The following is a 24,230-nucleotide window of genomic DNA, read 5'->3' as shown; positions in this document are numbered from 1 at the left end:
TGGGTGGCTCGGGACGGGCGCCCGGCGGTGCGGGGCGCCCCGTGGCGGGGCCCGTGGTGCGCTGTGTTTGGTACGTCCGTTCGGGTTGCGTGTACGGGTCCCTCCGCACTGCTCCGGTGCGTGACGGGCCTTGTCAGGACCGGCGATGGACAAGGTTACCGTCCGGACCTTGATCGCTTTTCGGGATGCTCTCGGTGGCCGCTCGCACGGGGTGTTCCTACAGTGGAACGGTGCGCGCGGAAGATCCCCTCCCGCAGGTCGGAGATGCTGCCCGGGGCGCGTCCCCGCCCGCGGCGGGCAACGCGGCCCCCGCTGCGGCGCGGCGACAGGACACCCCTGGGCCCCCTGGGCCCCCTCGGTCCGGGGGCGCTGCCGAGGGCGTGGTGGGCCCCGCGGGCGCGGCGGGCGCGGCGGGCGCCGACGAGGGCTCCCCCGCAGATCCAGCACCTGCCGGGCCGGAAGGCTCCCCCGCAGAATCCTCCGAACACTCCGGGCCCTCCGAATCCCCCGGGCCCTCCGAATCCCCCGGGCCCTCCGGATCCCCCGAAACCCCCGGGTCCTCCGAATCCCCCGGGTCCGCCCGGTCCTCCGGCTCCGAGGGTGACGGCCCCGGCGGGCCGTCCGGTGTCTCGCCCGAGCGTCCCGCCGCCTCCGGCGAGCGGTCCCGTTTCCCGCGCCCGACCCCCGGCGTCCCGCTGCCGCCGCCGGAGAACCGCTTCCGCGGCCCGGGTCTTCCGCCGGTCCGCGACGTGCTCGAAGGGCTCGTCACGGGGATGTGGCGCTGGGACGAGACCGCGGGGACGGTGGCGGTCGACGCCGAGGCGGGCCGGATGCTGGGGCTGCCGGCGGAGGCGGCGGTCTATCCCACGGAGACCATCCGCGCCCGCTTCCACCCGGTCGACTGGAACGAGATCGACGGCATCGTCAGGCTCGCCATCGCCGAGGGCACCCTCGCCGAGGGGCGGCTGCGGGTGGTCGATCCCGACGGCACCGAGCTGGGCGTCGTACGGAGCAGGTCGCGGCCGGTCGTCGACCCCGCGTCGAACACGTACGAGCTGATCGGGATGCTCCAGGAGGTCGCCGAGCAGCCGCCGGGACCCAACCCCGTGTACACCTCGGTCACCGGCGACTGGCGGCGCTCGCGCGAGGCGTTCCTGCTGGACGCGGGCCGCGCGCTCGCGGAGGCCAGGTCGACCCAGGAGGTGCTGGAGGTCGCCGACCGGCTGTCGATGCCCGGCTTCTCGCCGGACGGGCTCGCGGTGTTCGGCATCACGGGCGACCGGCTCGTCATGATCGGCAGCCATGGGCACGGGGCCGAGCCCGACAGCCCGGTCGGCGAGATGCCGCTGGACGCGGACTACCCCGGCGTCGACGTGGTGCGCACCGGGCGTGCGGTCTACCTGTCGTCGCCGCAGGAGTACCGCAAGCGGTATCCGGCGGCCTGGCAGAAGGTGGGGCAGTTCCGGCGCAAGTCGTGGGCGTTCCTGCCGCTGATCGAGGGCGGCAGGCCGATGGGGGCGTGGCTGGCGGCGTTCAGCTACCCGGTGCAGTTCACGCCCGACGAGCGCTCGGTGCTCGCCACCGTCGCGCGGATGCTGGCGCAGGCCCTGAGCAGGGCGGGCGTCGCGGACTCGCAGCGGGAGCTGACCGAGGGGCTCCAGCACACCATGATGCCGACGCTCGGCCCCGAGGTGCCGGGGATGAGCGTGGCCGCCCGCTATGTGCCGACCGGCCGGGGCCTCCAGGTGGGCGGCGACTGGTACGACATGATCTCGCTGCCCTCCGGCCGGTTCGCGTTCGTCATCGGGGACGTGCAGGGGCACGACGTACGGGCCGCGGCGCTGATGGGGCAGTTGCGGATCGCGCTGCGCGCCTACGCCTCCGAGGGGCACCGCCCCGACGCGGTCCTGACCAGGGCATCCCGCTTCCTCTCAGGGATCACCGAGTCGGTGGCGCACGGCTCTTCCGAGGGCAGGGGGCGTACGGAGCCCGGCGACGACCGGTTCGCGACATGCCTGTACGTGGAGGCCGACCCGGCCACCGGCATGCTGGAGATCGCCCGCGCCGGCCACCCCGACCCGGCGGTGCGGATGGCCGACGGCACCGTCATCAACCGGCCCACCAGGGGCGGCCTGCCGCTCGGTATCGACCCCGACTCGGACTATCCGACGACGCGCTTCGTGCTGGAGGAGGGCCAGACGATGCTGCTGTGCACGGACGGTCTGATCGAGAACGGCGGGCACGACCTCGACACCGGCTGGAGCCTGGTGCGCCACACCATGGAGGAGGACCGCACCGGCGACCTCGAACGCCTGGTCGACGCCCTGGTGGGGGCGGTGCACGGGCCGGACAAGCGGCCGCCGGGGCCGGTGACGGGACGCAGGGAGGACGACATCGCGGTGCTGCTGCTGCACCGCAGCGCCCCACGGCAGCGCACGGCGCCGGTGCGGCGCACCGCGCTGACGGTGGCGCAGGCGGAGCCGCAGCGGATCGCGAGCGCCCGCCAGCAACTGCGCGAACTGCTCCACGACTGGGCCGACGACGACCAGATCGACTCGGCGGCGCTGCTCGCCTCCGAGGTGCTGACGAACGTACTGGTGCACACCGACGGCGACGCACTGCTGGTGGCGCAGCTCAGCGGCGAGAAGGGGCACCGCAGGATGCGGGTGGAGGTGACCGACCGCAGTGACGACCTGCCGCACAAGCAGCAGCCGGGCGAGATGGCGTCCTCGGGCCGCGGCCTGGTCCTGATGGAGCTGCTGGCCCGCAACTGGGGGGTGTCGCCGCGCGGGGAGGGCAAGAGCATCTGGTTCGAGCTGCGCGAGGGCGACCCCGGCGACGACGAGGCGGCGGACGCCGCGGGGACGCCGGGCGAGGGCGCCGGGGTGCACGCGGCGGACGAGGTGGATTTGAGCGCCTTCGAGGAGAACCTGGAGGCCGGCTTCGAGGCATTCGACAACGGGCCGGGGACAGCCGAGGAGGGTTCCGGCGGCGGAGAACCGGACGACGGAGGCACGGACCGGGACGACGGAGCCGAGCGGGACTGACCGGCGCCCCCCCACAGCGGGACCCTGACCCCCCGGGAAGCAATCCCGGGGGGTCGTTGTTGGGGGCTGGTAGGAAGTTGCCTATTCAACTAAAGTGGGCGACACCAGTAGATGGGGGTAGGACCATGCCCGCTGTGACCGTCGAGAACCCGTTGGCGCTGCCCAGGGTGGCCGCGCCTGCCGACGCCGTGCCGCGGCCCGTGCTCGCCGTTTCCACCGCGCCCTCCGGCTTCGAGGGCGAGGGCTTCCCGGTGCGCCGCGCCTTCGCCGGCATCAACTACCGGCACCTCGACCCGTTCATCATGATGGACCAGATGGGCGAGGTGGACTACGCGCCGGGGGAGCCGAAGGGCACCCCCTGGCATCCGCACCGCGGCTTCGAGACCGTGACGTACATCATTGACGGCACCTTCGTCCACCAGGACTCCAACGGCGGTGGCGGCACCATCACCAACGGCGACACCCAGTGGATGACGGCGGGCTCGGGGCTGCTGCACATCGAGGCGCCGCCGGAGGAACTGGTGGCGTCCGGCGGCCTGTTCCACGGGCTCCAGCTCTGGGTGAACCTGCCCGCGGCCGACAAGATGAAGGACCCCCGCTACCAGGACATCCGCGGCGGCCAGGTCCGGCTGCTGACCACCCACGACGGCGGCGCGCTGCTGCGGGTGATCGCGGGCGGCCTCGACGGTCACGAGGGGCCCGGCATCACCCACACCCCGATCACGATGGTGCACGCCACCGTCCGCCCCGGCGCCGAGGCCACCCTGCCCTGGCGGGAGGACTTCAACGGCCTCGCGTACGTGCTCGCGGGGCGCGGCTCCGTCGGACCCGCCCGCAGGCCGGTGCACACGGGGCAGGCCGCGGTGTTCGGCGCGGGCTCGTCGCTGACGGTGCGCGCCGACGAGAAGCAGGACGCGCACACCCCCGACCTGGAGGTCGTCCTGCTCGGCGGGCGCCCGATCAGGGAGCCGATGGCGCACTACGGCCCGTTCGTGATGAACACCCAGGCCGAGTTGCAGCAGGCGTTCGAGGACTTCCAGAAGGGCCGCCTCGGCACGATCCCCGCCGTACACGGCATGACCGAGGGCGGCCTCTAGGCGGCGTCGTGAAAGGGGCGCCGTCCGGCCGACGGACGACGCCCCCGGCGCCCGGTCCCCGTGTCACGGGCGGGGCAGCGTGGCGAAGTCCACCGTGCCGAGGCCGGTGGCCAGTTCGACGGCCGCCTCCACGACGCGGCCCGGCAGCCCGACGCCGTCCGGACGGCCGGTCCAGCGCTCGAACGGCGAATCACCATTGATCCTCTGTTTGGGTAGCGGTACAGTCACACTGTGTCGTCGCCGGTGGGTCATTGCCAGGCGGAACCGTACCCACTTCGACGTAACTCCCCCGTGGCCTCGAATCTGTTGACCGCTGGAATGGATTGGCCATGCATCGGTCCACGGGCCGAATGGGCAGCGCCACCCGACGAACACCTGTCGTGAAGGAGAAACGTGCCCACTCCCACGGTGCCCTGGGGTGTCAAGCGACTGGCGCTGTATCCCGACATCTCCCAAGTGCCCTACGTCGAGACGGAGCTGGACCCGGTAACGCAGACGACCCGCTACCTTGACGCGAACGGCGACCGAGTTGAGATGGGCGGGCACGGCACCGGAACGGCCACCGCCAACCAGACCGCGACATCGTCCGACGGCGGCGGTCCCCATCCGCCCCCGCCCTCGGACGAAGACCTGACCGAGGACAGTGACTCGGACTGACATGGTCGAGACACCGGTTCTTGTCGTCACCGCGCTTGGTGACGTAACAGCGGACCTGGTGTTGAAAGAGTTGTACGGCCGGGGTGTCCGGACCGTGCGGCTCGACCCTTCCGTCGACTTTCCGCGGACCGCCGACATGAGTGCCCGGATCGAACGAGGTGCCTTCACCGGTGACATCACCACCTCGACCCGGCGACTCGACCTGGCAGGCGTCCGCTCCGTCTATTGGCGCCGCCCGACGCCTTTCGGCAGCCCGCAGGAGGCGCAGACTGCTGAGCGGCGATTCGCGATCGAGCAGTCCCGGCACGGCTATATGGGGGTGCTGCACGCGCTTCCGGGAGCCTTGTACGTCAACCACCCGACACGAAGCCGCGACGCCGAGAACAAGGCGCTTCAACTCGCCACTGCGGCCCGCTCGGGCTTCCTGCTCCCCGATACCCTGATTACCGATGTACCGGCGGATGCCGGCAAGTTCGTGGCCGAGCACGGGACAGTGGTCTACAAGCCTGTGCACCGCGTGCACCTTGCATGCCAGGACGGCCGAAACCGAACCGTCTGGGTGCGCGCCGTCCGGGCGGAAAATCGACGACTCGATCGCGTCGTGCCCCCACCTCTTCCAAGTCTGCGTGCCGAAGGTCGCTGACGTCCGCCTGGCCATGGTCGGTGGGGAAGCGTTTGCGAGCCGCATCGACATCGACGGCGATCACCTTGACTGGCGCCAGGACCAAGGCTTGATCACCTGCTCGCCCGTCTCTGTCCCGGGCCCTGTGCGTGATGCGGCACGGGCCTTCCTTCATGCGTTCGGGCTCCACTTCGGCGCTTTCGACTTCGCTCTTGACGCAGCGGCCCGATGGTGGTTTCTCGAATGCAACCCCAATGGACAATGGGCGTTCGTCGACGAGGGCACAACCCGCGCCATCGCGAATGCACTCGCCGACATTCTCCGGAAAGGCGACACAGCATGACCCGGGATACCGCCGTCGAGCTGCGCCGTCGACTTGTCGCGCGGCTCGTCGCCGATGATGTCCTGCACGACCCCGAGGTACGCCGCGCGGCCGGGACCGTCCCCCGCGAGGTGTTCCTCGGCAGCGCTGTCTACAAGCCGAGCAAACCGCCAGGAGTCACGGTCTGGACACCTCTGAGCCGCGACAGCACTCCTGCCGACGAGTGGCTACGCCTCGCGTACCGGAATCAGACGTGGGTGACGCAGATCGACGGAGTACTCGCCGAGAACGCTGGCGGCCCTGTCACCGGAGGCAGCCCCACCTCGTCCTCGACACTGCCAGGCGTTGTTCTGTGGATGATCGAGCAGGCCGGCATCGCCCGTGGTAAGCGCGTGCTCATCATCGGCACGGGAACGGGCCTCTCGACCGCCTACGTCTGCGAGGTCGCCGGAGAAGGGAACGTGACCTCGATCGAGACCGACGCGGACGCGGCCGAGCGCGCTCGTAAGGCTCTCGGCGAAGCGGGTTACGCTCCGACGCTCATCACGGCCGACGGCCTGCGCGGCTGCCCCGACCGAGCACCGTACGACGTCGTCATCGCGTTCTGCTCGATGCGGCATGTCCCGTATGGCCTGCTCCAGCAGATCGCCACCGGGGGCACGTTGCTCGTCACTCTCTCCGGCTGGGGTGCCGCGTACGGACTCGTCCGTCTCACAGTCGGGAACGGCGCAACCGCACAGGGGCGCTTCCTGCCCGGCTACACCTCGTTCATGATTGCCCGGCCCCACGACCACCCACCGCACGGGCCGTTTGAGTTCCTGCCCGGGCATGAGCGACCCAGCCGCATCGACCCCGCCCTGCTCGACGACTGGACCGGTCGGTTCGTCGCGCAGCTCGCCGCGCCCTCGGCGGAACGGCTCGGGGCGGGTGCCGAGCAGGTGCTGCTCGACGTTTCCACGGGGTCCCAGGCGCGAGTCCGCTCGGCCGCCAGTGGCGAGGGCTGGACGGTGGTCCAGCGCGGACCGCTTGACCTCTGGAATGCCGTCGAGGACTCGGTCACTACGTGGCAGCGTCACGGCTCGCCGTTCCTGAGCGAGTTCGGAATGACCATCACTCCGGACGCCCAGGAGGTCTGGCTCCACTCACCGCGTGGGCCGAAATGGGCGCTGCCTGTCTAGGGTGCCAGGTCGCCGTGTCACGGGCGGGGCAGCGTGGTGAAGTCCACCGTGCCGAGGCCGGTGGCCAGTTCGGCGGCCGCCTCCCCGACGCGGGCCGGCAGACCGACGCCGTCCGGACGGTCGGTCCAGCGCTCGAACGCGGTGCGGAAGATGGCGACGCCGACCTCCGCGAGCAGCGTCGCCTGCGACTCGGCGGCGCCCCGCTCCCGCAGCGCGTCCGCCACCGCGGCCGTGACGGCGGCGAACTTGGTACGTCCCCGTTCCTGCAATTCCGGGCTGGCCCTGACGACCGCGCGCCGTTGGGCGGCGAGCGTGGCCTGGTCGCCCAGCCCGTCGGCGACGCCCAGGAGGGCGGCGAGCAGGGCCTCGAAGGGCGAGAGGGTGTCGTCGGCGTGCCGCACGGAGCGGGCGAGGACGGCCGGAAGCCGGTCGGAACCGGCGAACAGCACGTCCCGCTTGTCCGCGAAGTAACGGGAGAACGAGCGCCGGGTCAGCCCGGCCCGCTCGGTGATCTCCGCGACGGTGACGTTCTCGTACCCATGCTCCAGGAACAGCTCCAGCGCCGCCTCGCGGAGCCGGTCTTCGGCGTGTGGGTCCCATCTCGGCATGGTTGCCATCCTAACGAGTGATGACTCGGTGGGTCATCACCGCTACTATTCTGATGTCTCAGTGAGTCATCACCTTCGTGGCAGAGGAGTAGGCACCATGGTTCTTTCAGGTCGGCGCATCGTCGTCATCGGCGGCAGTTCCGGGATGGGTCTTGCCGCGGCCCGCGCCGCGGCGGCGGCCGGGGCGGCGGTCACCATCGCGTCGCGGGACCAGGAGCGTCTGAAGACCGCGCTCGCAGAGCTGCCCGACACCTGCGACGGGGCCGTCGTCGACACCCGCGACGAGGCTGCCGTCGCCGCCCTGGCCGACCGCGTCGGCGAGTTCGACCACCTGGTCTACACGGCGGGGGACACGGTGCGTCCGCGACCGCTGGCGGACCTGCCCCTCGACGCCGCCCGGGAGCTGTTCGAGGTCCGCTTCTGGGGGGCGGTCACCGCGGTCAAGCACGCGGCGCGGCGCGTCCGGCCGGGGGGCTCGATCGTGCTGACGTCCGGGACGGTCGCCGTCCGCCCCGCGCCCGGTGCGGCGCTCGCCGCCGGTGCCGCCGCCGCCACGGAGGGCCTGACGCGGGGACTGGCCGCCGAGCTTGCCCCGATACGTGTCAACGCGGTGCGGCCGGGGGCGATTCGCACGCCGCTGTGGGACCCGGTCCCCGAGCCGCAGCGGGCGGCGCTGTTCGCGACCCTTGCCGAGAAGACGCTCACCAAGTCGACAGGAGAGGCCGACCAGATCGCCGCAGCACACCTGTACCTGATGGAGAACGGCTTCGTCACCGGAACGGTGCTCACCGTGGACGGAGGCGCTGTCCTCGCCGGGAGCTAGCCGACGGTCTCCTGCCGCGATGTCAGCTCGGCCAGCCACGGGTGTCCGGGATGTGCGCGCTCCAGCCACTCGCTCAGGCGGTCCTGGCGCGTTCGGTCCAGCAGCGGCAGCACCCCGTGGAAGTCCGTGAGGTCCTTGGGGCGCGTCCACTTGGCCTTGAAGAGCAGTACCAGTTCCGGGATCAGATAGGGGATTCCGTCCACCGTCCGCTCGATGATCGCGTCGTACGGCAGCCGCAGCCGTTCGTCCCGGCGGCAGATCCACATATCGCCCTCGTGCGGCTCGCGGAACACGTCGAGGAGGAACTGACCGGTCGCCGGGTCCCGTAGCCAGGTCTGGTGGGTGGCCTCCAGCGCCTCGGCCGTCGGCGCCGCCCAGAGCCGTCCCGAGCCCACCGCGTCGAAGGCGTACTCGGGGAAGCGGTCCCGGACCCGGGGGAAGGCCGCCGCGGGCACCGCGATCTCCAGGTCGCCGTGCGGGCGCGACTGCTCCCCGCGGAACAGGTCGAGCGCCCACCCCGCCGCGACACACCAGGGCACGCCGACCCCGTCCAGCCGTTCGGCGGCCTGCTCGGGACGCCAGGCGTCCGCCCAGCGCGCATCCGCTTCACCCGCGTCGAGCGCGGCACCACCGGGCGGCAAGATCTGGGTCACCGGGCCAAGCTACCCCCGCGGCCCGGCTCCGTAACGGTGCCCGTGGAGGACGGGTGCCCGGGATGCGAGGCCGTGTCGGGCAGGGGGCGGCTCACCCTCTCGGGGGTGAATGCCGTGCGGGCGTGGGGGGACGGTGTTCGGATGGGGGCGTGTCTCTGCTTCCCCCGGCCATCCAGCGTGCGGCGGCCTGGTGTGCCTTCGCGCTGCTCGCCACCGGCGTGGCCGCCGTGGGGATCTGGCTCTGCGTCACCCTGAAGGCCGCCGTGACGCCGGTCCTGCTGGCGCTGCTCGGCACCGCGCTGCTGCGCCCGCTCTACCGGTGGTTGGTCGCGGCCAGGCTGAACGTATCGCTCGCCGCGGGGCTCACCTGTGCGGCGGTGGTCGCCGCGGTGGGCGCGGTGGCGTACGTCGTGGTCAGCTCGCTGATCGACACCGGTGACCAGATCCTGCGTTCGGTACGGGACGCGGTGCACACGGTCGCGCGGCACGTCGGGGCGCCGGGCACCTCGCTCGACGACATCACCGACAACGCCAAGCAGCTCCTCGGCAGGTTCGGCGGCAGCGCGGCCTCCGGGGTGATCAACGGGATCAGCCTGGTGGGGCAGACGGTGGCGACGGCGGTGCTCGCGCTGCTGCTCGTCTTCTTCTTCCTGCGCGACGCCGGGCGCGCGATGCGCGCGCTGCGCTCGCTCGCGCCGCGCGGCAGGGCCGACGTGGTGGAGACGATGGCCCGGCGGGCGTTCCGCGCGGTCGAGGGCTTCATGCGGGGCACGACGCTGATCGCGCTGATCGACGCCTTCTGTATCACCGTCGGCCTCGCCGTCCTGCGGGTGCCGGGGGCGATCGGCCTCGGGGCGCTGGTGTTCGTGGGGGCCTACGTGCCGTATCTCGGCGCGTTCGTCTCTGGCACGGCGGCCGTGCTGGTGGCGCTCGCCGACCGGGGCTTCGCCATCGCGCTGTGGGCGCTCGGGGTGGTGCTCGCGGTGCAGGTGCTCGAAGGGCACGTACTCCAGCCGGTCATCCAGAGCCGCACCGTGCAGATGCACCCGGCGGCGGTGCTCCTCGCGATCACCGCGGGCGCCACCGTGGCCGGCATCCTCGGCATGCTCCTCGCGGTGCCGCTCACGGCGGCGGTCTTCGGAGTGGTGTCGGAGCTGCGCGAGCGCTACGCGCACTGAGCCCGCGTCCCCGGGAGCGACCGTGTCGCCCCGCCGTACGTGCCCCCTCCCCACCGGGCGCACGCCTGCGGCCCGATGACCGGCCGATCCGGGCGAACCGTGCACAAGGGTTGACACCCCCACGGCGCCCGGAGAACGATGCTTGCACAGAGCGAGTTCGGCGTTATCGCCATGTGGAGTCCCAAGGCCCGTGTCGGCCTCCCGGGAACCTCCCCCGCCGCGACCGGCACCCGCACCCGCACCCGTGCTCCATCTCCGTCTCCACCCGCACCTCGCACCCCGTTCTCCACACCCCTTACTCCGACTTCCAGCCCGCCGCCGCCCCGTGCGCAGGCGTGGCGTGAAGGGGGACCCGTGTTCCAGACGCTCCACGGAAAGGGCCGGCTCGTCCGGCGTACCACCGTGGCCGTGGTCGTCACCGCGGCCGCGCTGACGGTCATCGCGGGCGGCTTCGAACCTGCCAACCCGCGCAAGGCCGACGACACCACGGCGGGCGGCGGCGGCCAGAGCGTGGACATCGGGCTGCTCGGGGTGATGAGCGACGCCCCGATCGCCATCGCGGACAAGCGCGGCTACTTCAAGAAGGCCGGTATCACGCTGAAGATCCAGAAGTTCGCCTCGGGCGGCGCCATGGTGGCGCCGATGGCCGCGGGCGACCTCGACGTCGGAGGCGGCGCCTTCAGCGCGGGCCTGGTCAACGCGGTGGCGGGCGGCACCCCGCTCGTCATCACCGCCGACAAGGGCTCGTTTCCGTCGAAGGACCTGGGCTCCCAGCAGTTCGTCGTCCGCAAGAACCTGGCGGGGCGCATCAAGGACTTCTCCGATCTGCGGGGGCGCAAGATCGCTGTCGGTACGGCCGTCGGCACCGCCCCGTACGCGAGCGTGGTGGACGTGCTGCGCAGGGCCGGGCTGCCGAAGCCGCAGGACCAGCTCAGCTCGATGGCCTCGACCGATGTGACGGTCGCCCTCGACCAGGGCGCGGTGGACGCGGCCTGGCTCAGCGAGCCCAACGCCGCCCTCGCCGTCCAGAAGGGCTACGCGGTGCCCTGGAAGTCCGCCTACGACGTGGCCCCGGACGAGCAGGACGCCACGATCTTCTACAACACCCGCTGGTCGGAGGCGAATCCGAAGCTCGCCCAGGCGTTCATGAACGCGTACGTCTGCGGCGCCCGTGACTACCTGGCCGCCATGGCGCCGAAGCCGAAGGCGGAGAAGGGCGGCGGGGGCGGCGACGGCGGCGACAGGGGCGCCGTCATGGAGATCATGGCCGACTACACCCACACCGATGTGAAGGTGCTCGAAAAGGCCCATCCGCCGGGCCTGTTCGACGGTGCCGTGCCCGACGTGAAGAGCATCGAGCACACCGTGGAGACCTTCAGGAACCTCGGCGAGATCAAGCGGACGGTGCCCGCGGACAAGCTCGTCGACCTCGACTACGTCAAGGCCGCGGCCCACGCCCACTGCTGACAAGCGAAGGAGCCCACCCATGCCGAGCGGACCAGCGCCGCAGGGCACCTCGGCCGAGCGGCCGGTGAAGATCGGACTCAGCCACGTCCGCAAGCGGTTCGTCGCGGGCGGCCACGACGTCACGGCGATCGAGGACTTCAGCTTCGAGGTGCGCCAGGGCGAGTTCCTCGCCGTGGTCGGGCCCTCGGGGTGCGGCAAGACCACGCTGCTGCGCATCCTCGCCGACCTGGAGCGGCACGACGACGGCGAGGTCACCATCGTCAGGAAGGACCCGGCCCGCCCGGAGAACTCGATGATCCTCCAGGGCGACAGCGTCTTCCCCTGGATGACGGTGCGTCAGAACGTCGAGTTCGGGCTGCGGTTGCGCAGGATCGGCAGGCGCGAGCGGGCCCGGCAGAGCGGGCACTACCTGGAGCGCACCGGCCTGACCAGGTTCGCCGACTCCTATCCGCACCAGCTCAGCGGCGGCATGCGGCAGCGGGTGTCGATCGCCCGCGCCTTCGCCAACGACCCCGAGATCCTGCTGATGGACGAGCCGTTCGGGGCGCTCGACGAGCAGACCAAGTTCACCCTCCAGCAGGAGCTGCTCCAGCTCTGGGAGTCGACGCGCAAGACGGTCGTGTTCATCACCCACAGCCTCGACGAGGCGCTGACGCTCGCCGACCGGGTGCTGGTGATGACCCCGCGCCCCGGCAGGATCAGCACCGTGCTCGACGTGCCGTTCGCGCGCCCGCGCGACGTGCTCTCGCTGCGCAGGGACGCGCACTACGGCGACCTCATCAACCGCATCTGGACCGCCCTCAAACCGGGCGCGCCCGCACCGCCCGGCACCGGCACGGCCGCGGGCACCGGCACCGGCACGGCCGCGGGCACCGGCACCGGCACCGCGACGGGCGCCGACACGGCCCCGGCCCCCGCGGCCGCCGCGGAAGGGGCCGCGCGATGAGTCAGACCACCGCCGCGACCGGTGCCGCGCCCGCCGCGGGCGACGGGGCGCGGATCGTACGGAGGCAGACCGCGCGCGCCCGCGGTGTACGGGTCTCCGCGTCGGCCCAGGAGCGGCTGCTGACCTTCCTCTCGCCGGTGCTCTTCCTCGCCCTGTGGGAGGTGCTGGCCCGCACCGGCCTCGTCGACCAGCGGTTCTTTCCCGCGCCGAGCGCCGTGTTCCAGGAGTTCGTGAAGCAGCTCGGCTCCGGCGGCACGCTGCGCTACGACACGTATGTCACCGTGCGGCGCGTCCTCATCGGGTTCGTCGTCGGCGGGGTGCCGGGGGTCGTCATCGGGCTCGGGATGGGCTTCATCAGGCCGCTGCGGCTGATGCTCGACCCGGTGATCTCGATGCTGTACCCGATCCCGAAGAGTTCGATCATGCCGCTGCTGCTGCTGATCTTCGGGTTCGGCGAGGCGTCCAAGTGGGTGCTCGTCGCCATCGGGGTGTTCTTCCCCGTGGTCCTCAACTGCATGGCGGGCGTGCTCGGCATCCAGTCCGCGTATGTGGACGTGGCGCGCAACTACGGGGCGGGCCGCGCCCAGTACCTGCGCTACGTGGCGTTCCCCGGCGCCCTGCCGCTGGTGCTGTCCGGGCTCAGGCTCGGGCTCGGCATGGGGCTCGTGCTCGTCGCCATCGCGGAGATCGTCGGCGCCCAGGACGGCCTCGGCTACATGATCCAGCACTCCTGGGAGCTGTTCAGCGTGGAGACGATGTACGTCGGCCTCTTCGTGCTCGGCTTCATCGGCATCGCCACCAGCCTGCTGCTGCGGGAGCTGGAGCGCGCGGTCGTGCCGTGGGCGGTGGAGCGGCGGTGAGGGCCGCGCCGCCCCCGTGGGGCGCCGGGCCGGTCCCGCCCGCCGGGCGGCCGACGCCGCTCCCACGGCCTGGCGCACGTCCGCGCCCGCCGCCGCGGCGGCCCCCGCACCCCAGCGTCCACGCCCCGCGGCTCCCCGAGAAAGCGAGAACCCCCTCGTGAAGAAGCTCGACGCCTTCTGCCACATCATGCCCGCCCCGTACTACCGGCGGTTCTTCGAACTCGACTCGTCCCGCCATGCCGCGAACCTGCGCAAGCGGGTCTCCCACATCCCCTGCCTGTACGACATGGACGTCCGCTTCCGGCAGATGGACGAGTTCGGCGAGGAGTACCGGCAGATCATCAACATCGCGGCGCCGCCCGTGGAGGACCTGGGCTCCCTCGCGGTCTCCCGCGAGATGTCCCGTATCGGCAACGACGCGATGGCCGCGCTGGTCGCGGAACACCCGGACCGCTTCGCCGGGTTCATGGCGTGCGTGCCGATGGACGACCCCGAGGCGGCGGTCGCCGAGCTGGACTACGCGGTCGGGCAACTCGGCGCGCTCGGGGCGCAGATATACACCCATGTGCACTCGGAGCCCATGGACAAGCCGGAGTTCGAGCCGTTCTGGGCGCGCGCCGCCGAGCTTGGCAAGCTGCTCCAGGTGCACCCGTGCCGCAGCTCGGAGTGGAACGACTACCCGGGCGAGGACCGCTCGAAGTTCGAGATCTGGTGGACGTTCGGCTGGGAGTACGACCTGTCGGCGTTCATGGCGAGGATCGTGTTCTCCGGGGTGCTTGAGCGCCATCCCGAGCTGAAGCTGCTCATCCACCACGGCGGCAGCATGGTCCCGCACTTCTCGGGGCGTGTAGGACCCGGCTGGGACCAACTGGGCGCGCGCACGCCCGAGTCGCAGAAGGCCGACGTCACCGGCTACGAGCTGAGCAAGCGGCCCGTCGAGTACTTCCGGATGATGTACGCGGACACCGCCATGTTCGGCGCGGCGCACGCGCTGCGGTGCTGTGTGGACTTCTACGGCACGGAGCACGTGCTCTTCGGCTCCGACAGCCCCTACGACCCCGAGCGCGGCCCCGGCTATATCAGGGCCACCATCAAGAACCTCCAGGAGATCGGCCTCACGACCGAGGAGCAGGAGGCCATCTTCCACGGCAACACCGAACGGCTTCTGGGCCTCTGAGGCGCCTTGCAGGGGCGACGCCTCGGCGGCCAGGGGAGCAGGGGGAACGGCGCGTCGCCGGTCCTGGTTCAGGCTCAGGTGCCGTCGGCCGGACCGTGCCGTTCCAGGGCGGCCGACAGTTCGTCGGCCGTCTCGCGGACCCTGGCGAGGATCGCCGCGCGCCCGTCGTCCGTGAGCCGGAACTCGGGGCACGGCACCGACACCGAGGCGGCGACGGTGCCGTGTTCGCGGACCGCCGCGGCGGCGGCCCACACGCCCTCGTCGACCTCCTGGGTGCTGGTGGACCAGCCCTGCCGCCCGGCGAGTTCCACCTCGCGCTCCCAGTCGTCGGGGGGCGGCGCCGCCTGGCCCTGGCGGACGATGCGGTCCACGTACGCCCGCCGCTCGTCCGCCGTGAGGCCGCCGAGCAGCACCTTCACGCTGGCACCGCGCAGCGGCGGCAGCATCTGGCCGGGCTGGAAGGAGAGCCGCAGCACCCGGCTCGACTCACAGCGGTCGACACACACCGGGAGGCCCGCGATGAACTGCACGAGCAGCACCGTCTCGTCCAACTCGGCGGCCAGCCCCGCCAGATGGGGCGCGGCCAGTTCGAGGAGCGTGTTCGCGGTCCTGGCGGCCCTGCCGAGCAGCAGCACCCGCGGGGTGAGCTGGTACAGCCCCTTGCGGGTGTCGGTGGCGAGGCCCATCTGCCGCAGCAGGGCGACGTACCGGTGCACGGAGGGCGCCGGGATGCCGAGGTCGGCGGACAGCTCCTTGACGGTGCGCCGCGGCCGCTGCTCGGTGAACGCGAACAGGATCTCCAGGATGCGGCGCGCGCTGTCGGAGCCGGCGGGGCGTTCGGCGTCGGGGGGATCGGTTCGGGGCATCGGGCGACCTCTTGACAGGGCGGAAGAGCCGGAGAACACTGAGAATCACTCAGTGATCGTGAGATTATCACAAGGCGATAGGCCGACGGGCGCCAGTCGACCGGACAACGGCCGCCGACGCGCCGCACGGCCCCGGCCCCCGGGCCCCGCCCAGGGGACCCGCCCGCCGCACCGCGCCGTCACCCGCCCAGGCCCCGACCTGGCGCACTCTGCCCCGCGCGACCGCCGCAGACACCCGGCACCCGCCCGCGGGAACCGGCACGGGACGGGCCACGCACACCCCACCGCACCCCGGGCGCACGCCCGCCCCGGCACACCACTCCAGGAGACGCGGATGCTGTCGAGCACGGACAACGAGCTGCTGACCCGGGTCGGCCCGGGCACATCGATGGGCGACATGCTCAGGCGCTACTGGGTGCCTGCGCTGCTCGGCGAGGAACTGCCCGAGCCGGGCTCGCCCCCGCTGCGGCTGAAGCTCCTCGGCGAACGCCTCGTCGCCTTCCGCGACCACGACGGCGCCGTCGGCGTCCTCAGCGAGTTCTGCGCCCACCGCCGCGCCTCCCTTTTCTACGGCCGCACCGAGAGCGAGGACTCCCGCGACGGCACCACCGGGCTGCGCTGCTCGTACCACGGCTGGAAGTACGACCGCGAGGGCCACTGCGTCGACATGCCCAACGAGCCGCCCACCAGCAAGTTCAAGCACCACATCCGGCTGCGCGCCTACCCCGCGAGGGAGCGCGGCGGCATCGTCTGGGTCTACCTCGGGCCGCCCGAACTCCAGCCCGAGCTGCCCGAGTTGGAGTGGGCGATGCTGCCCGACGCGCACCGCTACGTCTCCAAGCGGCGCCAGCGCTGCTCGTACCTCCAGGCCATGGAGGGCGGACTCGACTCCAGCCACGTGTCGTTCCTGCACTCCGACGCCCCGCTGTGGAGCCCCCCGTGGACCCACCAGACCCGCGGCCCGCGCCGCCACCTCGCCACCGGGTCGCCGAAGTTCTTCGTCGAGCCCACCGGCTACGGCCTCCTCCTCGGCGCCCGCCGTGAGACCGACACCGGCGACCACTACTGGCGCATCACCCAGTGGCTCATGCCCTGGTACACGATGGTGCCCAGGGACGAGCACGAGCCGATCGCCGCGCACGCCTGGGTGCCCGTCGACGACGAGACCTGTTTCACGTGGAACATCAGCTATGTCCCCGAGGAGCCCCTGCGCAAGGAGCAGTACGACTACTACCGCACCGGCGGCCACATCCACGCCGAGCTGATCCCCGGCACCTTCGACCCGGTGCGCAACGCCGACAACGACTACCAGATCAGCCGGGTGCTCCAGAAGGCCGACGTCTCCTACAGCGGCATCGCGGGCATCGCCATGCAGGACTCCGCGATGCAGGAGAGCATGGGCCCCGTCGTCGACCGCTCCGAGGAGCACCTGGGCAGCGCCGACGCGGGCATCATCGCCGCCCGCAGGCGGCTGCTCGCGGGGGCGCGGGCGCTCGCCGAGTCCGGCGCCGCCCCGCCAGGGCTCGACCCCGCGACCCACCGGGTCCGCTCCACCAGCGTCGTCCTGCCCAAGGAGACCTCCTGGGTGGCGGCCACGGGCGACAGCCGCCGCGCGGACCCGGCGCTCTACGCGGACCCGGCACGCGTAGCTACGGCGCCCGAAGCCACGGCACCCGCAGCCACGGCGCCCGCGGACCCGCCGCCCGGTGCGAGCACGGCACGTACGGGGGAGCGCGCATGAGGATCGAGGTCGACCTGCCGCTGTGCCAGGGGCACGGCCAGTGCGAGGAGTCCGCGCCCGAGGTCTTCGAGGTCGGCGACGACGCCGTGGTCCACCTCCTCGACGAGGACCCGCCCGAGTCGCGGCGCCCGGCCGTCGAGGAGGCCGCGCGCCGCTGCCCCGTCGAGGCCCTGCGCATCGGACCCGCCGGGGACGGCGCCTAGATGGCCCCCCGCGCGCCGCGCCGCATCGTCGTCGTCGGCGCCTCGCTCGCCGGTCTCCGCGCGGCCGAGGCGCTGCGCCGCCAGGGCTACGACGGCCACCTCACCCTGGTCGGCGCCGAACGGCACTTCCCGCCCTACGACCGCCCCCCGCTCTCCAAGGCCGTACTGACCGGCGCGGAAGCCGAGTCCGCCAGGCTGCGCGCGGCGCCAGGGCTCGACGCGGAACTCATCCTCGCCACCCACGCCACCGCCCTCGACCCGGCCGCCGCCACCCTCACCCTCGACAGCGGCAGGGCCCTCACCTACGACGGCCTCGTCATCGCCACCGGGGTCGCGCCCCGCCGCCCCGCGGTGCTGCGTGGCGGCCAGGGACTGCCCCCGGTGTTCGTGCTGCGCACCGTGGAGGACGCGCTCGCGCTGCGCCGCGCGCTGCGCGCCTCGCCCCGGGTCGCCGTCGTCGGCGCCGGGTTCGTCGGCTGTGAGATCGCGTCGAGCTGCCGGGCGCTCGGGCTCGACGTCACTCTGGTGGAGAGCGCCGCGACCCCGCTGGAACGCGCCCTCGGGCCAAGGCTCGGCGCCCGGCTCGCCACGCTCCACCGCGACCACGGCACCACGCTGCGCACCGGCGCCGCCGTCGCCTCCGTAGAGCCGTACGGGCTCGCGCTCGCCGACGGCGGCCGGGTGCCCGCGGACGTCGTGGTCGCCGCCGTCGGCAGCGTCCCCAGGACCGCCTGGCTCGCCGGCAGCGGCCTCGACACCACCGACGGCGTCCTCCTCGACGCCACCTGCACCGCGCTCGGCGCCGACGGCATCGTCGCCGCGGGGGACGTCGCCCGCTGGTACAACCCCCGCTACGGCGTCGCGATGCGCGTCGAGCACTGGAGCAACGCCGTCGAGCAGGCCGAGGCCGCCGCACGCGCGCTGCTCCTCGGCCGCGCCGCGGCCCCCGGCTTCACCGCCGTCCCCTACTTCTGGTCCGACCAGTACGGCACCAAGGTGCAGTACGCGGGCCGCCCCACCGGCACCGCGCACCTCGTCGAGGGCAGCCCCGAGGAGCGGCGCTTCGTCGCCGTGCACACCGACCCGAGCGGCCGGATGTCCGGCGTGCTGTGCGTCAACAGCCCCGCCAGGCTCGGCCGTTACCGCCGCGGTGTCGCCCGGGGGCTGCCCCTGGACGCGCCGCGTACCAGTACGGAGGGCAGCCCATGCCGCATGTGACCACCGCGCTCGCCAGCGTCGCGGTCGCCCCCGGGAGGAGCGAGCTGCGCGAGTTCCCGCTGCCCGACGTGGGCGACGAGGCGGGGCTGCTCAGGGTGGAGGCCGCGGGCGTCTGCGGCACCGACGTCGCTGGCTACGCGCGCACGGCGCCCGCCCGCATACTCGGCCACGAGAACGTGGGCCGCCTGGTGCGGCTCGGCGCGGGCGCCGCGCGCCGCTGGGGGCTCGCGGAGGGCGACCGGGTCGCCGTCGAGGAGTACCTGCCCTGCGGCCACTGCGACCGCTGCCGCACCACCGACTACCGCTACTGCGCCGCCACCGACTCGCGCGGCGGCGGCATCCGCTACGGCAGCACCCCCGTCACCGTCGCCCCCGCCCTCTGGGGCGGCTACGCCCAGTACCTCTACCTGCACCCCGACTCGGTGCTGCACCGGGTGCCCGAGGATGTGCCCGCCGAGCGGCTCGCGCTCGCGCTGCCGGTGTCCAACGGCTACGAGTGGGCCGTGCTGGAGGGCGGCGCGCGGCCCGGCACGTCGGTGGTCGTGCTCGGCCCCGGGCAGCAGGGCATCGCCTGCGCGTTCGCCGCGAAGCTCGCGGGCGCCGACCACGTCACCGTCACCGGGCTCGGCGGCGACCGGCACCGGCTCGACCTGGCGCGCCGCCTCGGCGCCGACCTCACGCTCGACGCGGAGCGCGACGACGTGGTGGCCGCGATGGCCGACCTCACCCGGGGCGCGGGCGTCGACCTGGTCATCGACACGGCGCGCGGCGACGCGGCCACCCTGGGCCCCGCCGTCGCCATGGCGGGCCAGCGCGGCACGGTGCTGATGTCGACGGCGCCCGACACCGCCGACGGGCTGCCGCTGCGCGCCGCCCAGTGGAAGTGCCTGTCGCTGCGCGGGGTGCGCGGCCACAGCCACCGTGCCGTCGAGTGGGCGGTCTCGGTGCTCGCCGAGGAGCGCCACGGGCTCGGCGCGATGTGCAGCCGCTCGTTCGGCCTCGCCGAGGTGGACCGGGCGATACGTGCCACCGGGGGCGAACCGGCGGGCGCCGACTGTGTGCACGTGACGGTCGATCCATGGCGGGACACCGGGGGAGAGGGAGGCGTGTGATGGCGGCCCACGAGGGTGTGAACGGGGCGGCGGGCCCCGACGGCGGCTTCGAGGAGCGGGTGCGGTGGCTGCTCGCGGTGCCCCATGTCGCGGTGTTCTCCTCCGTGGTCGACGACAGCGGCACCTGGGTGCGGCGCGCCGAGTACCCGGAGATACCGGGCTGCGTGGTCGAGGCGCCCTCGGCCGTCGAGGCCGCGGACCTTCTGGAGGAGCTGCGGGTACGGCTCATCGTGGCGGGCTGCCGCGACGGCGGCCCCGGCCCGCTGGTCGACCGCCCGGCACTCCCGGGCGGCACGGCGGGCCTCAGCGGGCTGACGGTGGAGGAGGTGGTACGGCGCCTGTGAGCCCGGCCCGGACCGCTCCCCCAGGACTGCCCCCTGGGGTCACTCCACCCGGCGCCGCTCCTGCCGCTGCCGCCAGGGCGGCGTCACGTTCTCGTACACGTAGTAGGCCCAGACGAAGGTGCTGCCGCCCGCTATCAGGCCCATCACACAGGTGCGCCAGATCGAGTGGTTGCTCTGCGCGTACAGGAAGCCGAAGGCGGCGCCGAGGAACACCGCCCAGGAAGCGGCGCGCACCTCGGGGGCCAGCCGGGGCGCCGCCTTGTGGAGGGCGAGGCACACCGCGCAGAAGACGAGCGCGCCGACGATGCCGAAGAGGATGTTCTGCCAGGTCACGGGCCCGCCATGGCGGTTGATCGCGAAGGCCCACAGGCCGTACGCGACCCCGAGCAGGGCGGGCCAGTGCCAGCCGGGGCGCACGCCACGCCGGGCGTCCGCGCCGCCCGCGGGCCGCCGTGCCGTCTGTCCGGTACGTGTGGTGGTGGGTGCCGCGTGGGCCATGGGCGCGCTCCTCTCCGTCCCTCCGGGGCTCCCGCTCGCCCCCGGCGCCCCGACGGGTCCCCCTTTGCGCGCCACCTATGCCGCGGCACCCGCCGGGGGTGGTACCCGCCAGGGAGTGGCATCCGCCAGGGGCCCGCCGGGGCCCGCCGGGGCCCGCGCCTCACCACCCCGTGAACAGCAGATGGTTCACCAGCAGCGCCGTCAGCGCCCCCGTGGCCAGCCAGCCGCGCCGCCCGCGCTCGGGCAGCAGCGCAGCCGCGGGCAGCAGCCACAGCGTGAACGGCTGCCAGATCCGCTCCGTCTCCGCCTTGCTCATCCCCGAGGCGTCCGCGACCAGGATCATCGCGAGCCCCACGAGCACCAGCACCACGAGGCGCCCGCGCGCGTCGGGCGCCCCGCGCCACCAGGCACGTACCGCTCCGGGCGCCGAGGACACCGCGCGGGCGGTGCCCGTGACGGCGGGGAGCCCGGAGAGGAGCACGGCGGCGGCGAGGTTGCCCCACAGGAAGTAGCTCTGCGGGCGCTCGCCGCCCGCGCCCTGGTTGTAGCGGGTCACCAGCAGCCGGTACGCCTCCCACCAGTCGAACCCGGCGAGCGTGAAGCACAGCGGCGCCACCGCCGCCCCCGCCACGAACCACGGCAGCGGGCGCGCGGTGCGGGTGAGCAGCAGCACCGCCGCCGCCATCGCGGCGTAGAGGACGAGCCCGTACGAGAGGTAGCACAGCAGGCCGAAGAGGAGCCCGGAGCCGAGCGCGGCCACCGCGCGGCGCCGCCCGGTACCGGTGGTGGCGGCGAGCGCGAGCAGCGCCACCGCCCAGGCGCCGACCGCCGTGTAGTAGCCGTCGGCCGAGACCCCGGCCCAGACCGCCGCGGGCGCGAGCACCAGGAAGGGGGCCGCGGTGCGCGCGAGCCGCCCACTGGTGAGCGCCCGCAGCGTGACCAGCACCGCGGCCCCCGCCGACGCCCCCACCGTGATCACGAACGCCGCGGCCCAGCCACCGCCGCCGAGGCCGATACGGTCGAGCCCGACGAAGGTCAGCACCGCGGCGGGCGGGTGCCCCGCCACGTGCGCGGGCCAGGGGTCGGGGGTGTGCAGCAGGATGTGGTGGGTGAAGTCCCGCAGCGCGGCCCCGGGGTCGCCGAAGCGGTCCACCGACCGCAGGTACTCGTAGCGGCTGGCGAGGCGGCCCGCGACGCCGCGGTCCCAGCCGTCGACCAGCGCCAGCGACCACGTCCACGCCATCGAGGCGCCCCACACCGCCCACGGCAGCCCCCGTCGGCCGAGGCGCCGCGCGGCCCGCGGCCCGTACCGGACCACCGCCACCGCCACGGCCGCGGCGAGGGGGGTGCCGGGCCCCCAGTGCGGGTCCCAGTAGGCGAAGACGGGCGGCCAGTTGAGGTGCAGCGTGTGCGCGGAGTCCTCGATCCCGCGGCCCTCGACGGCCGCGGCGGCGAAGAACACCACCGCGAGGGCGGCGGTCACCAGGTCCCGGCGCCCGCCCCTCGACCGGGGCGCGGGTGGTTCTGGACGGTCGCGTGCCGCGGCCGACTGGGTGGGGATCACCCTGGCACGCTAGGCCGTCACCGGCCGCCCGGGGCTCCGGCGCGTGCAGGGGTCACACAACCGTCAGATCCTCGGGAGGCGTCAGCGATTCGTCATGGGTCGCTGCGCTCCACGGCCCGCTCCCCCGTCCTACCGTCGGCCCATGGTCGACCTCAGGGATCAGCGCCTGCCCACCTCGCCCGCCTTCTGGCGCAGCCCGCTGCGCGGCACCTGGCTCACCTCGGTGCTCGGCGTGGTGCTGCTCCTCGGGATCACGGTGCTCTTCGTCACAGGGCTGCTGTCGTACGCCGCGTACGGCCCGGGTCTGGCGCACGGCCTCAACGACAAGACGCCCGACAAGGGCCTGCTCGGCTTCTACCTCTTCTCCTGGCCCACCCGCCCGCACTGGCTCTACCGGCTCACCCAGGGCGTGCACGTCACCCTCGGCGTCGCCCTGGTCCCGGTGCTGCTCGCGAAGCTGTGGTCGGTGGTGCCGAAGCTGTTCACCCTGCCCCCGGCCCGCTCGCTCGGGCACGCGCTCGAACGGGTCTCGCTGCTGCTGCTCGTCGGCGGCGGCCTCTTCGAGTTCACCACCGGCATCCTCAACGTCCAGCTCGACTACGTCTTCCCCGGCTCGTTCTACCCGCTGCACTTCTACGGCGCCTGGGTGTTCTTCGCCGCGTTCCTCGCGCACGCCGCGCTGCGGCTGCCGCAGGCGCTGCGGGTGCTGCGCGACCCCGGCCTGCGGCGCGGCACGGCGGGGCACACCGCCGAGACGGGACACCCCGCCGGGGCGGGCCACGCCGCCGACCCCGCCGACCCCGCCGACCCCGCCGACCCCGCCGCACTCGCCTCGCCGCGCCCCGCGCGGCCCACCATGTCGCGGCGCGGCGCGCTCGCCACCGTCGGCGGGGCCTCGCTGCTGCTGCTCGTCACCACCGTGGGGCAGAGCATCGGCGGCCCGCTGCGCCGCCTCGCCGCCCTCGCCCCGCACGGCACCGACCCCGGCCCGGGACCGAACGGCTTCCAGGTCAACAAGTCGGCAGCCGCCGTGGGCCTGCGCCCCCAGGACATGCACGGCCCCTGGCACCTCACCCTCAGGGGCCCCTCCGGCACGGTACGGCTGACGCGCGGTCAGCTCCTCGCCATGGAGCAGCACGGGGCGGCGCTGCCGATCGCCTGCGTCGAGGGCTGGTCCACGCCCGACCAGCACTGGAGCGGGGTACGGCTGCGCGCCCTCGGCGCCCTCGTCGGCTTCACCGGCGCCGGCACCAGGACAGGCGTGGTCACCGAGTCCCTTCAGGCCCGCGGCGCCTTCCGCAGGTCCGCGCTCAGCGCCGACCAGGTGCACGACCCGCGCTCGCTGCTCGCGCTGCGGGTCGGCGGCGCCGACCTCTCCCCCGACCACGGCTATCCGGCCCGGGTCATCGTCCCCGCGGCCCCCGGCGTCCTCAACACCAAGTGGGTGGCCGCCCTCACCTTCGGAGACCTCACATGAACCGCCCCCCGCGCGCCACCCCTCCCGGGAGCGAGCCCCCGCACCGCCCGCGCGCCGCCCGTGCGTTCCGGCGGTGGCGCCGCCGCTCGCTGTCCGCCGGGCGGACCCTGCTCCGGCGCGTAGGCCGCTGGTACGGGGAGGGCCCCGCCCACCTCCTCGCCATGCTGGCCTCGTTCGCGCTCGCAGGCTACGCGGGCGTCCGACTGCTCGACGGCGCGGAGAGCGGCCTCGCCCTGGCGCTCTGGTTCGTCGGCGCCGCCGTCCTGCACGACCTGGCCCTGGTCCCGCTCTACACGACGGCGGACCGCGCACTACGGGCCGTACTCGACCGGCGGCGCGGGGCGGCAGCCGATGCCGCGGTCGATGCCGATGCCGATGATGTGACCGAAGCCGAAGCCGAAGCCGAAGCCGAAGCCGAAGCCGGAACTGGAGCAGAACCGGAAGCAGAAGACGGAGCCGGAACCGAGCCCGAGCCCGCGGCTGCAACCAGAGCCGAACCGAGACCAGCTTCTCGAACCGGAACTAGAAACGGAATCCGAACCGGAATCCAAACCGGAACCGGAACCGGCACC

General features: G+C 73.3%; 24 protein-coding genes. 18 read left to right on the top strand and 6 right to left on the bottom strand.

Annotated features, from left to right (window positions below):
- Positions 1–773 precede the first annotated feature (773 nt).
- Together ACIBIW_RS18985 and ACIBIW_RS18980 are read left to right on the top strand one after the other, a co-directional pair.
- A complete protein-coding gene (locus ACIBIW_RS18985; RefSeq protein WP_399337627.1) occupies positions 774–3,047 on the top strand; it encodes a SpoIIE family protein phosphatase in 2,274 nt (757 codons plus the stop codon).
- Between the two features lie 125 nt (positions 3,048–3,172).
- On the top strand, positions 3,173–4,144 hold the full coding sequence (locus tag ACIBIW_RS18980) for a pirin family protein (RefSeq protein WP_399337497.1): 972 nt from the start codon (positions 3,173–3,175) through the stop codon (positions 4,142–4,144).
- A gap of 63 nt (positions 4,145–4,207) precedes the next feature.
- On the opposite strand, the gene ACIBIW_RS18975 is transcribed toward ACIBIW_RS18980, so the two are convergent.
- A complete protein-coding gene (locus tag ACIBIW_RS18975; RefSeq protein ID WP_399337495.1) occupies positions 4,208–4,372 on the bottom strand; it encodes a hypothetical protein in 165 nt (54 codons plus the stop codon).
- A gap of 165 nt (positions 4,373–4,537) precedes the next feature.
- Here ACIBIW_RS18975 and tgmA point away from each other — a divergent pair, with 165 nt between their 5' ends.
- Genes tgmA through tgmC form a run of 4 tightly spaced genes read left to right on the top strand, consistent with a single transcriptional unit; the run spans position 4,538 to position 6,923 of the window.
- Complete coding sequence (gene tgmA, locus ACIBIW_RS18970) at positions 4,538–4,801, top strand: putative ATP-grasp-modified RiPP (RefSeq protein WP_399337493.1); 264 nt, start codon at positions 4,538–4,540, stop codon at positions 4,799–4,801.
- Between the two features lies 1 nt (position 4,802).
- A complete protein-coding gene (locus ACIBIW_RS18965) occupies positions 4,803–5,444 on the top strand; it encodes an MvdC/MvdD family ATP grasp protein (protein ID WP_399337491.1) in 642 nt (213 codons plus the stop codon).
- A complete protein-coding gene (locus ACIBIW_RS18960; RefSeq protein ID WP_399337489.1) occupies positions 5,428–5,766 on the top strand; it encodes a hypothetical protein in 339 nt (112 codons plus the stop codon). The genes ACIBIW_RS18965 and ACIBIW_RS18960 overlap by 17 nt, the downstream gene beginning before the upstream one ends.
- A complete protein-coding gene (gene tgmC / locus ACIBIW_RS18955) occupies positions 5,763–6,923 on the top strand; it encodes an ATP-grasp peptide maturase system methyltransferase (RefSeq protein WP_399337487.1) in 1,161 nt (386 codons plus the stop codon). The genes ACIBIW_RS18960 and tgmC overlap by 4 nt, the downstream gene beginning before the upstream one ends.
- A 17-nt stretch (positions 6,924–6,940) precedes the next feature.
- On the opposite strand, the gene ACIBIW_RS18950 is transcribed toward tgmC, so the two are convergent.
- A complete protein-coding gene (locus tag ACIBIW_RS18950) occupies positions 6,941–7,531 on the bottom strand; it encodes a TetR/AcrR family transcriptional regulator (protein WP_399337485.1) in 591 nt (196 codons plus the stop codon).
- A 97-nt stretch (positions 7,532–7,628) separates the two neighbouring features.
- Here ACIBIW_RS18950 and ACIBIW_RS18945 point away from each other — a divergent pair, with 97 nt between their 5' ends.
- Positions 7,629–8,354 (top strand): SDR family oxidoreductase, encoded by a 726-nt coding sequence (locus ACIBIW_RS18945; RefSeq protein ID WP_399337484.1) that lies wholly within the window; start codon positions 7,629–7,631, stop codon positions 8,352–8,354.
- Here ACIBIW_RS18945 and ACIBIW_RS18940 read toward each other — a convergent pair.
- Positions 8,351–9,007: a nucleotidyltransferase domain-containing protein gene (locus ACIBIW_RS18940; protein WP_399337482.1), complete on the bottom strand. Its 657-nt coding sequence runs from the start codon at positions 9,005–9,007 to the stop codon at positions 8,351–8,353. The two genes, ACIBIW_RS18945 and ACIBIW_RS18940, sit on opposite strands and share 4 nt — an antisense overlap.
- Positions 9,008–9,156: 149 nt before the next feature.
- On the opposite strand from ACIBIW_RS18940, the gene ACIBIW_RS18935 reads away from it, so the two are divergent.
- From ACIBIW_RS18935 to ACIBIW_RS18915, 5 genes are all read left to right on the top strand, one after another.
- Positions 9,157–10,185, top strand: coding sequence for an AI-2E family transporter (locus ACIBIW_RS18935; protein WP_399337480.1), 1,029 nt, complete (start codon positions 9,157–9,159; stop codon positions 10,183–10,185).
- Between the two features lie 354 nt (positions 10,186–10,539).
- Positions 10,540–11,652 carry an ABC transporter substrate-binding protein gene (locus tag ACIBIW_RS18930; protein ID WP_399337478.1) on the top strand — a complete coding sequence of 371 codons (1,113 nt, stop codon included), beginning with the start codon at positions 10,540–10,542 and terminating at the stop codon, positions 11,650–11,652.
- A gap of 19 nt (positions 11,653–11,671) precedes the next feature.
- Positions 11,672–12,598, top strand: coding sequence for an ABC transporter ATP-binding protein (locus tag ACIBIW_RS18925; RefSeq protein WP_399337476.1), 927 nt, complete (start codon positions 11,672–11,674; stop codon positions 12,596–12,598).
- Positions 12,595–13,458 (top strand): ABC transporter permease, encoded by an 864-nt coding sequence (locus ACIBIW_RS18920; RefSeq protein WP_399337474.1) that lies wholly within the window; start codon positions 12,595–12,597, stop codon positions 13,456–13,458. Before ACIBIW_RS18925 ends, ACIBIW_RS18920 begins: the two co-directional genes overlap by 4 nt.
- Before the next feature lie 157 nt (positions 13,459–13,615).
- Entirely contained in the window at positions 13,616–14,635 is a 1,020-nt protein-coding gene (locus tag ACIBIW_RS18915; RefSeq protein WP_399337472.1) for an amidohydrolase family protein, read from the top strand.
- A gap of 74 nt (positions 14,636–14,709) precedes the next feature.
- Here ACIBIW_RS18915 and ACIBIW_RS18910 read toward each other — a convergent pair whose 3' ends face one another.
- The gene (locus ACIBIW_RS18910; protein ID WP_399337470.1) at positions 14,710–15,501 is read right to left on the bottom strand and encodes an IclR family transcriptional regulator; all 792 of its coding nucleotides are present in this window, start codon (positions 15,499–15,501) and stop codon (positions 14,710–14,712) included.
- Between the two features lie 334 nt (positions 15,502–15,835).
- On the opposite strand from ACIBIW_RS18910, the gene ACIBIW_RS18905 reads away from it, so the two are divergent.
- The 5 genes from ACIBIW_RS18905 to ACIBIW_RS18885 are packed head-to-tail and all read left to right on the top strand — an operon-like array spanning position 15,836 to position 20,119.
- Positions 15,836–17,242 carry a Rieske 2Fe-2S domain-containing protein gene (locus tag ACIBIW_RS18905; protein WP_399337468.1) on the top strand — a complete coding sequence of 469 codons (1,407 nt, stop codon included), beginning with the start codon at positions 15,836–15,838 and terminating at the stop codon, positions 17,240–17,242.
- A complete protein-coding gene (locus ACIBIW_RS18900; protein WP_399337466.1) occupies positions 17,239–17,445 on the top strand; it encodes a ferredoxin in 207 nt (68 codons plus the stop codon). The genes ACIBIW_RS18905 and ACIBIW_RS18900 overlap by 4 nt, the downstream gene beginning before the upstream one ends.
- Entirely contained in the window at positions 17,446–18,663 is a 1,218-nt protein-coding gene (locus ACIBIW_RS18895) for an NAD(P)/FAD-dependent oxidoreductase (RefSeq protein WP_399337464.1), read from the top strand.
- Positions 18,651–19,775: a zinc-binding dehydrogenase gene (locus ACIBIW_RS18890; protein ID WP_399337462.1), complete on the top strand. Its 1,125-nt coding sequence runs from the start codon at positions 18,651–18,653 to the stop codon at positions 19,773–19,775. Before ACIBIW_RS18895 ends, ACIBIW_RS18890 begins: the two co-directional genes overlap by 13 nt.
- Positions 19,775–20,119, top strand: coding sequence for a hypothetical protein (locus ACIBIW_RS18885; RefSeq protein WP_399337460.1), 345 nt, complete (start codon positions 19,775–19,777; stop codon positions 20,117–20,119). The genes ACIBIW_RS18890 and ACIBIW_RS18885 overlap by 1 nt, the downstream gene beginning before the upstream one ends.
- 39 nt (positions 20,120–20,158) lie before the next feature.
- On the opposite strand, the gene ACIBIW_RS18880 is transcribed toward ACIBIW_RS18885, so the two are convergent.
- Together ACIBIW_RS18880 and ACIBIW_RS18875 are read right to left on the bottom strand one after the other, a co-directional pair.
- A complete protein-coding gene (locus ACIBIW_RS18880; RefSeq protein ID WP_399337458.1) occupies positions 20,159–20,617 on the bottom strand; it encodes a hypothetical protein in 459 nt (152 codons plus the stop codon).
- A 160-nt stretch (positions 20,618–20,777) separates the two neighbouring features.
- Complete coding sequence (locus tag ACIBIW_RS18875; RefSeq protein WP_399337625.1) at positions 20,778–22,178, bottom strand: hypothetical protein; 1,401 nt, start codon at positions 22,176–22,178, stop codon at positions 20,778–20,780.
- A 145-nt stretch (positions 22,179–22,323) separates the two neighbouring features.
- On the opposite strand from ACIBIW_RS18875, the gene ACIBIW_RS18870 reads away from it, so the two are divergent.
- Positions 22,324–23,658, top strand: coding sequence for a molybdopterin-dependent oxidoreductase (locus ACIBIW_RS18870; protein ID WP_399337456.1), 1,335 nt, complete (start codon positions 22,324–22,326; stop codon positions 23,656–23,658).
- Positions 23,659–24,230 lie beyond the last annotated feature (572 nt).

It is taken from the genome of Streptomyces sp. NPDC050560 (assembly GCF_044457285.1).
GTDB lineage: Bacteria > Actinomycetota > Actinomycetes > Streptomycetales > Streptomycetaceae > Streptomyces.
The sequence above is the reverse complement of the archived record's forward strand: the minus strand, read 5'-3'. Positions and strand labels throughout refer to the sequence as shown.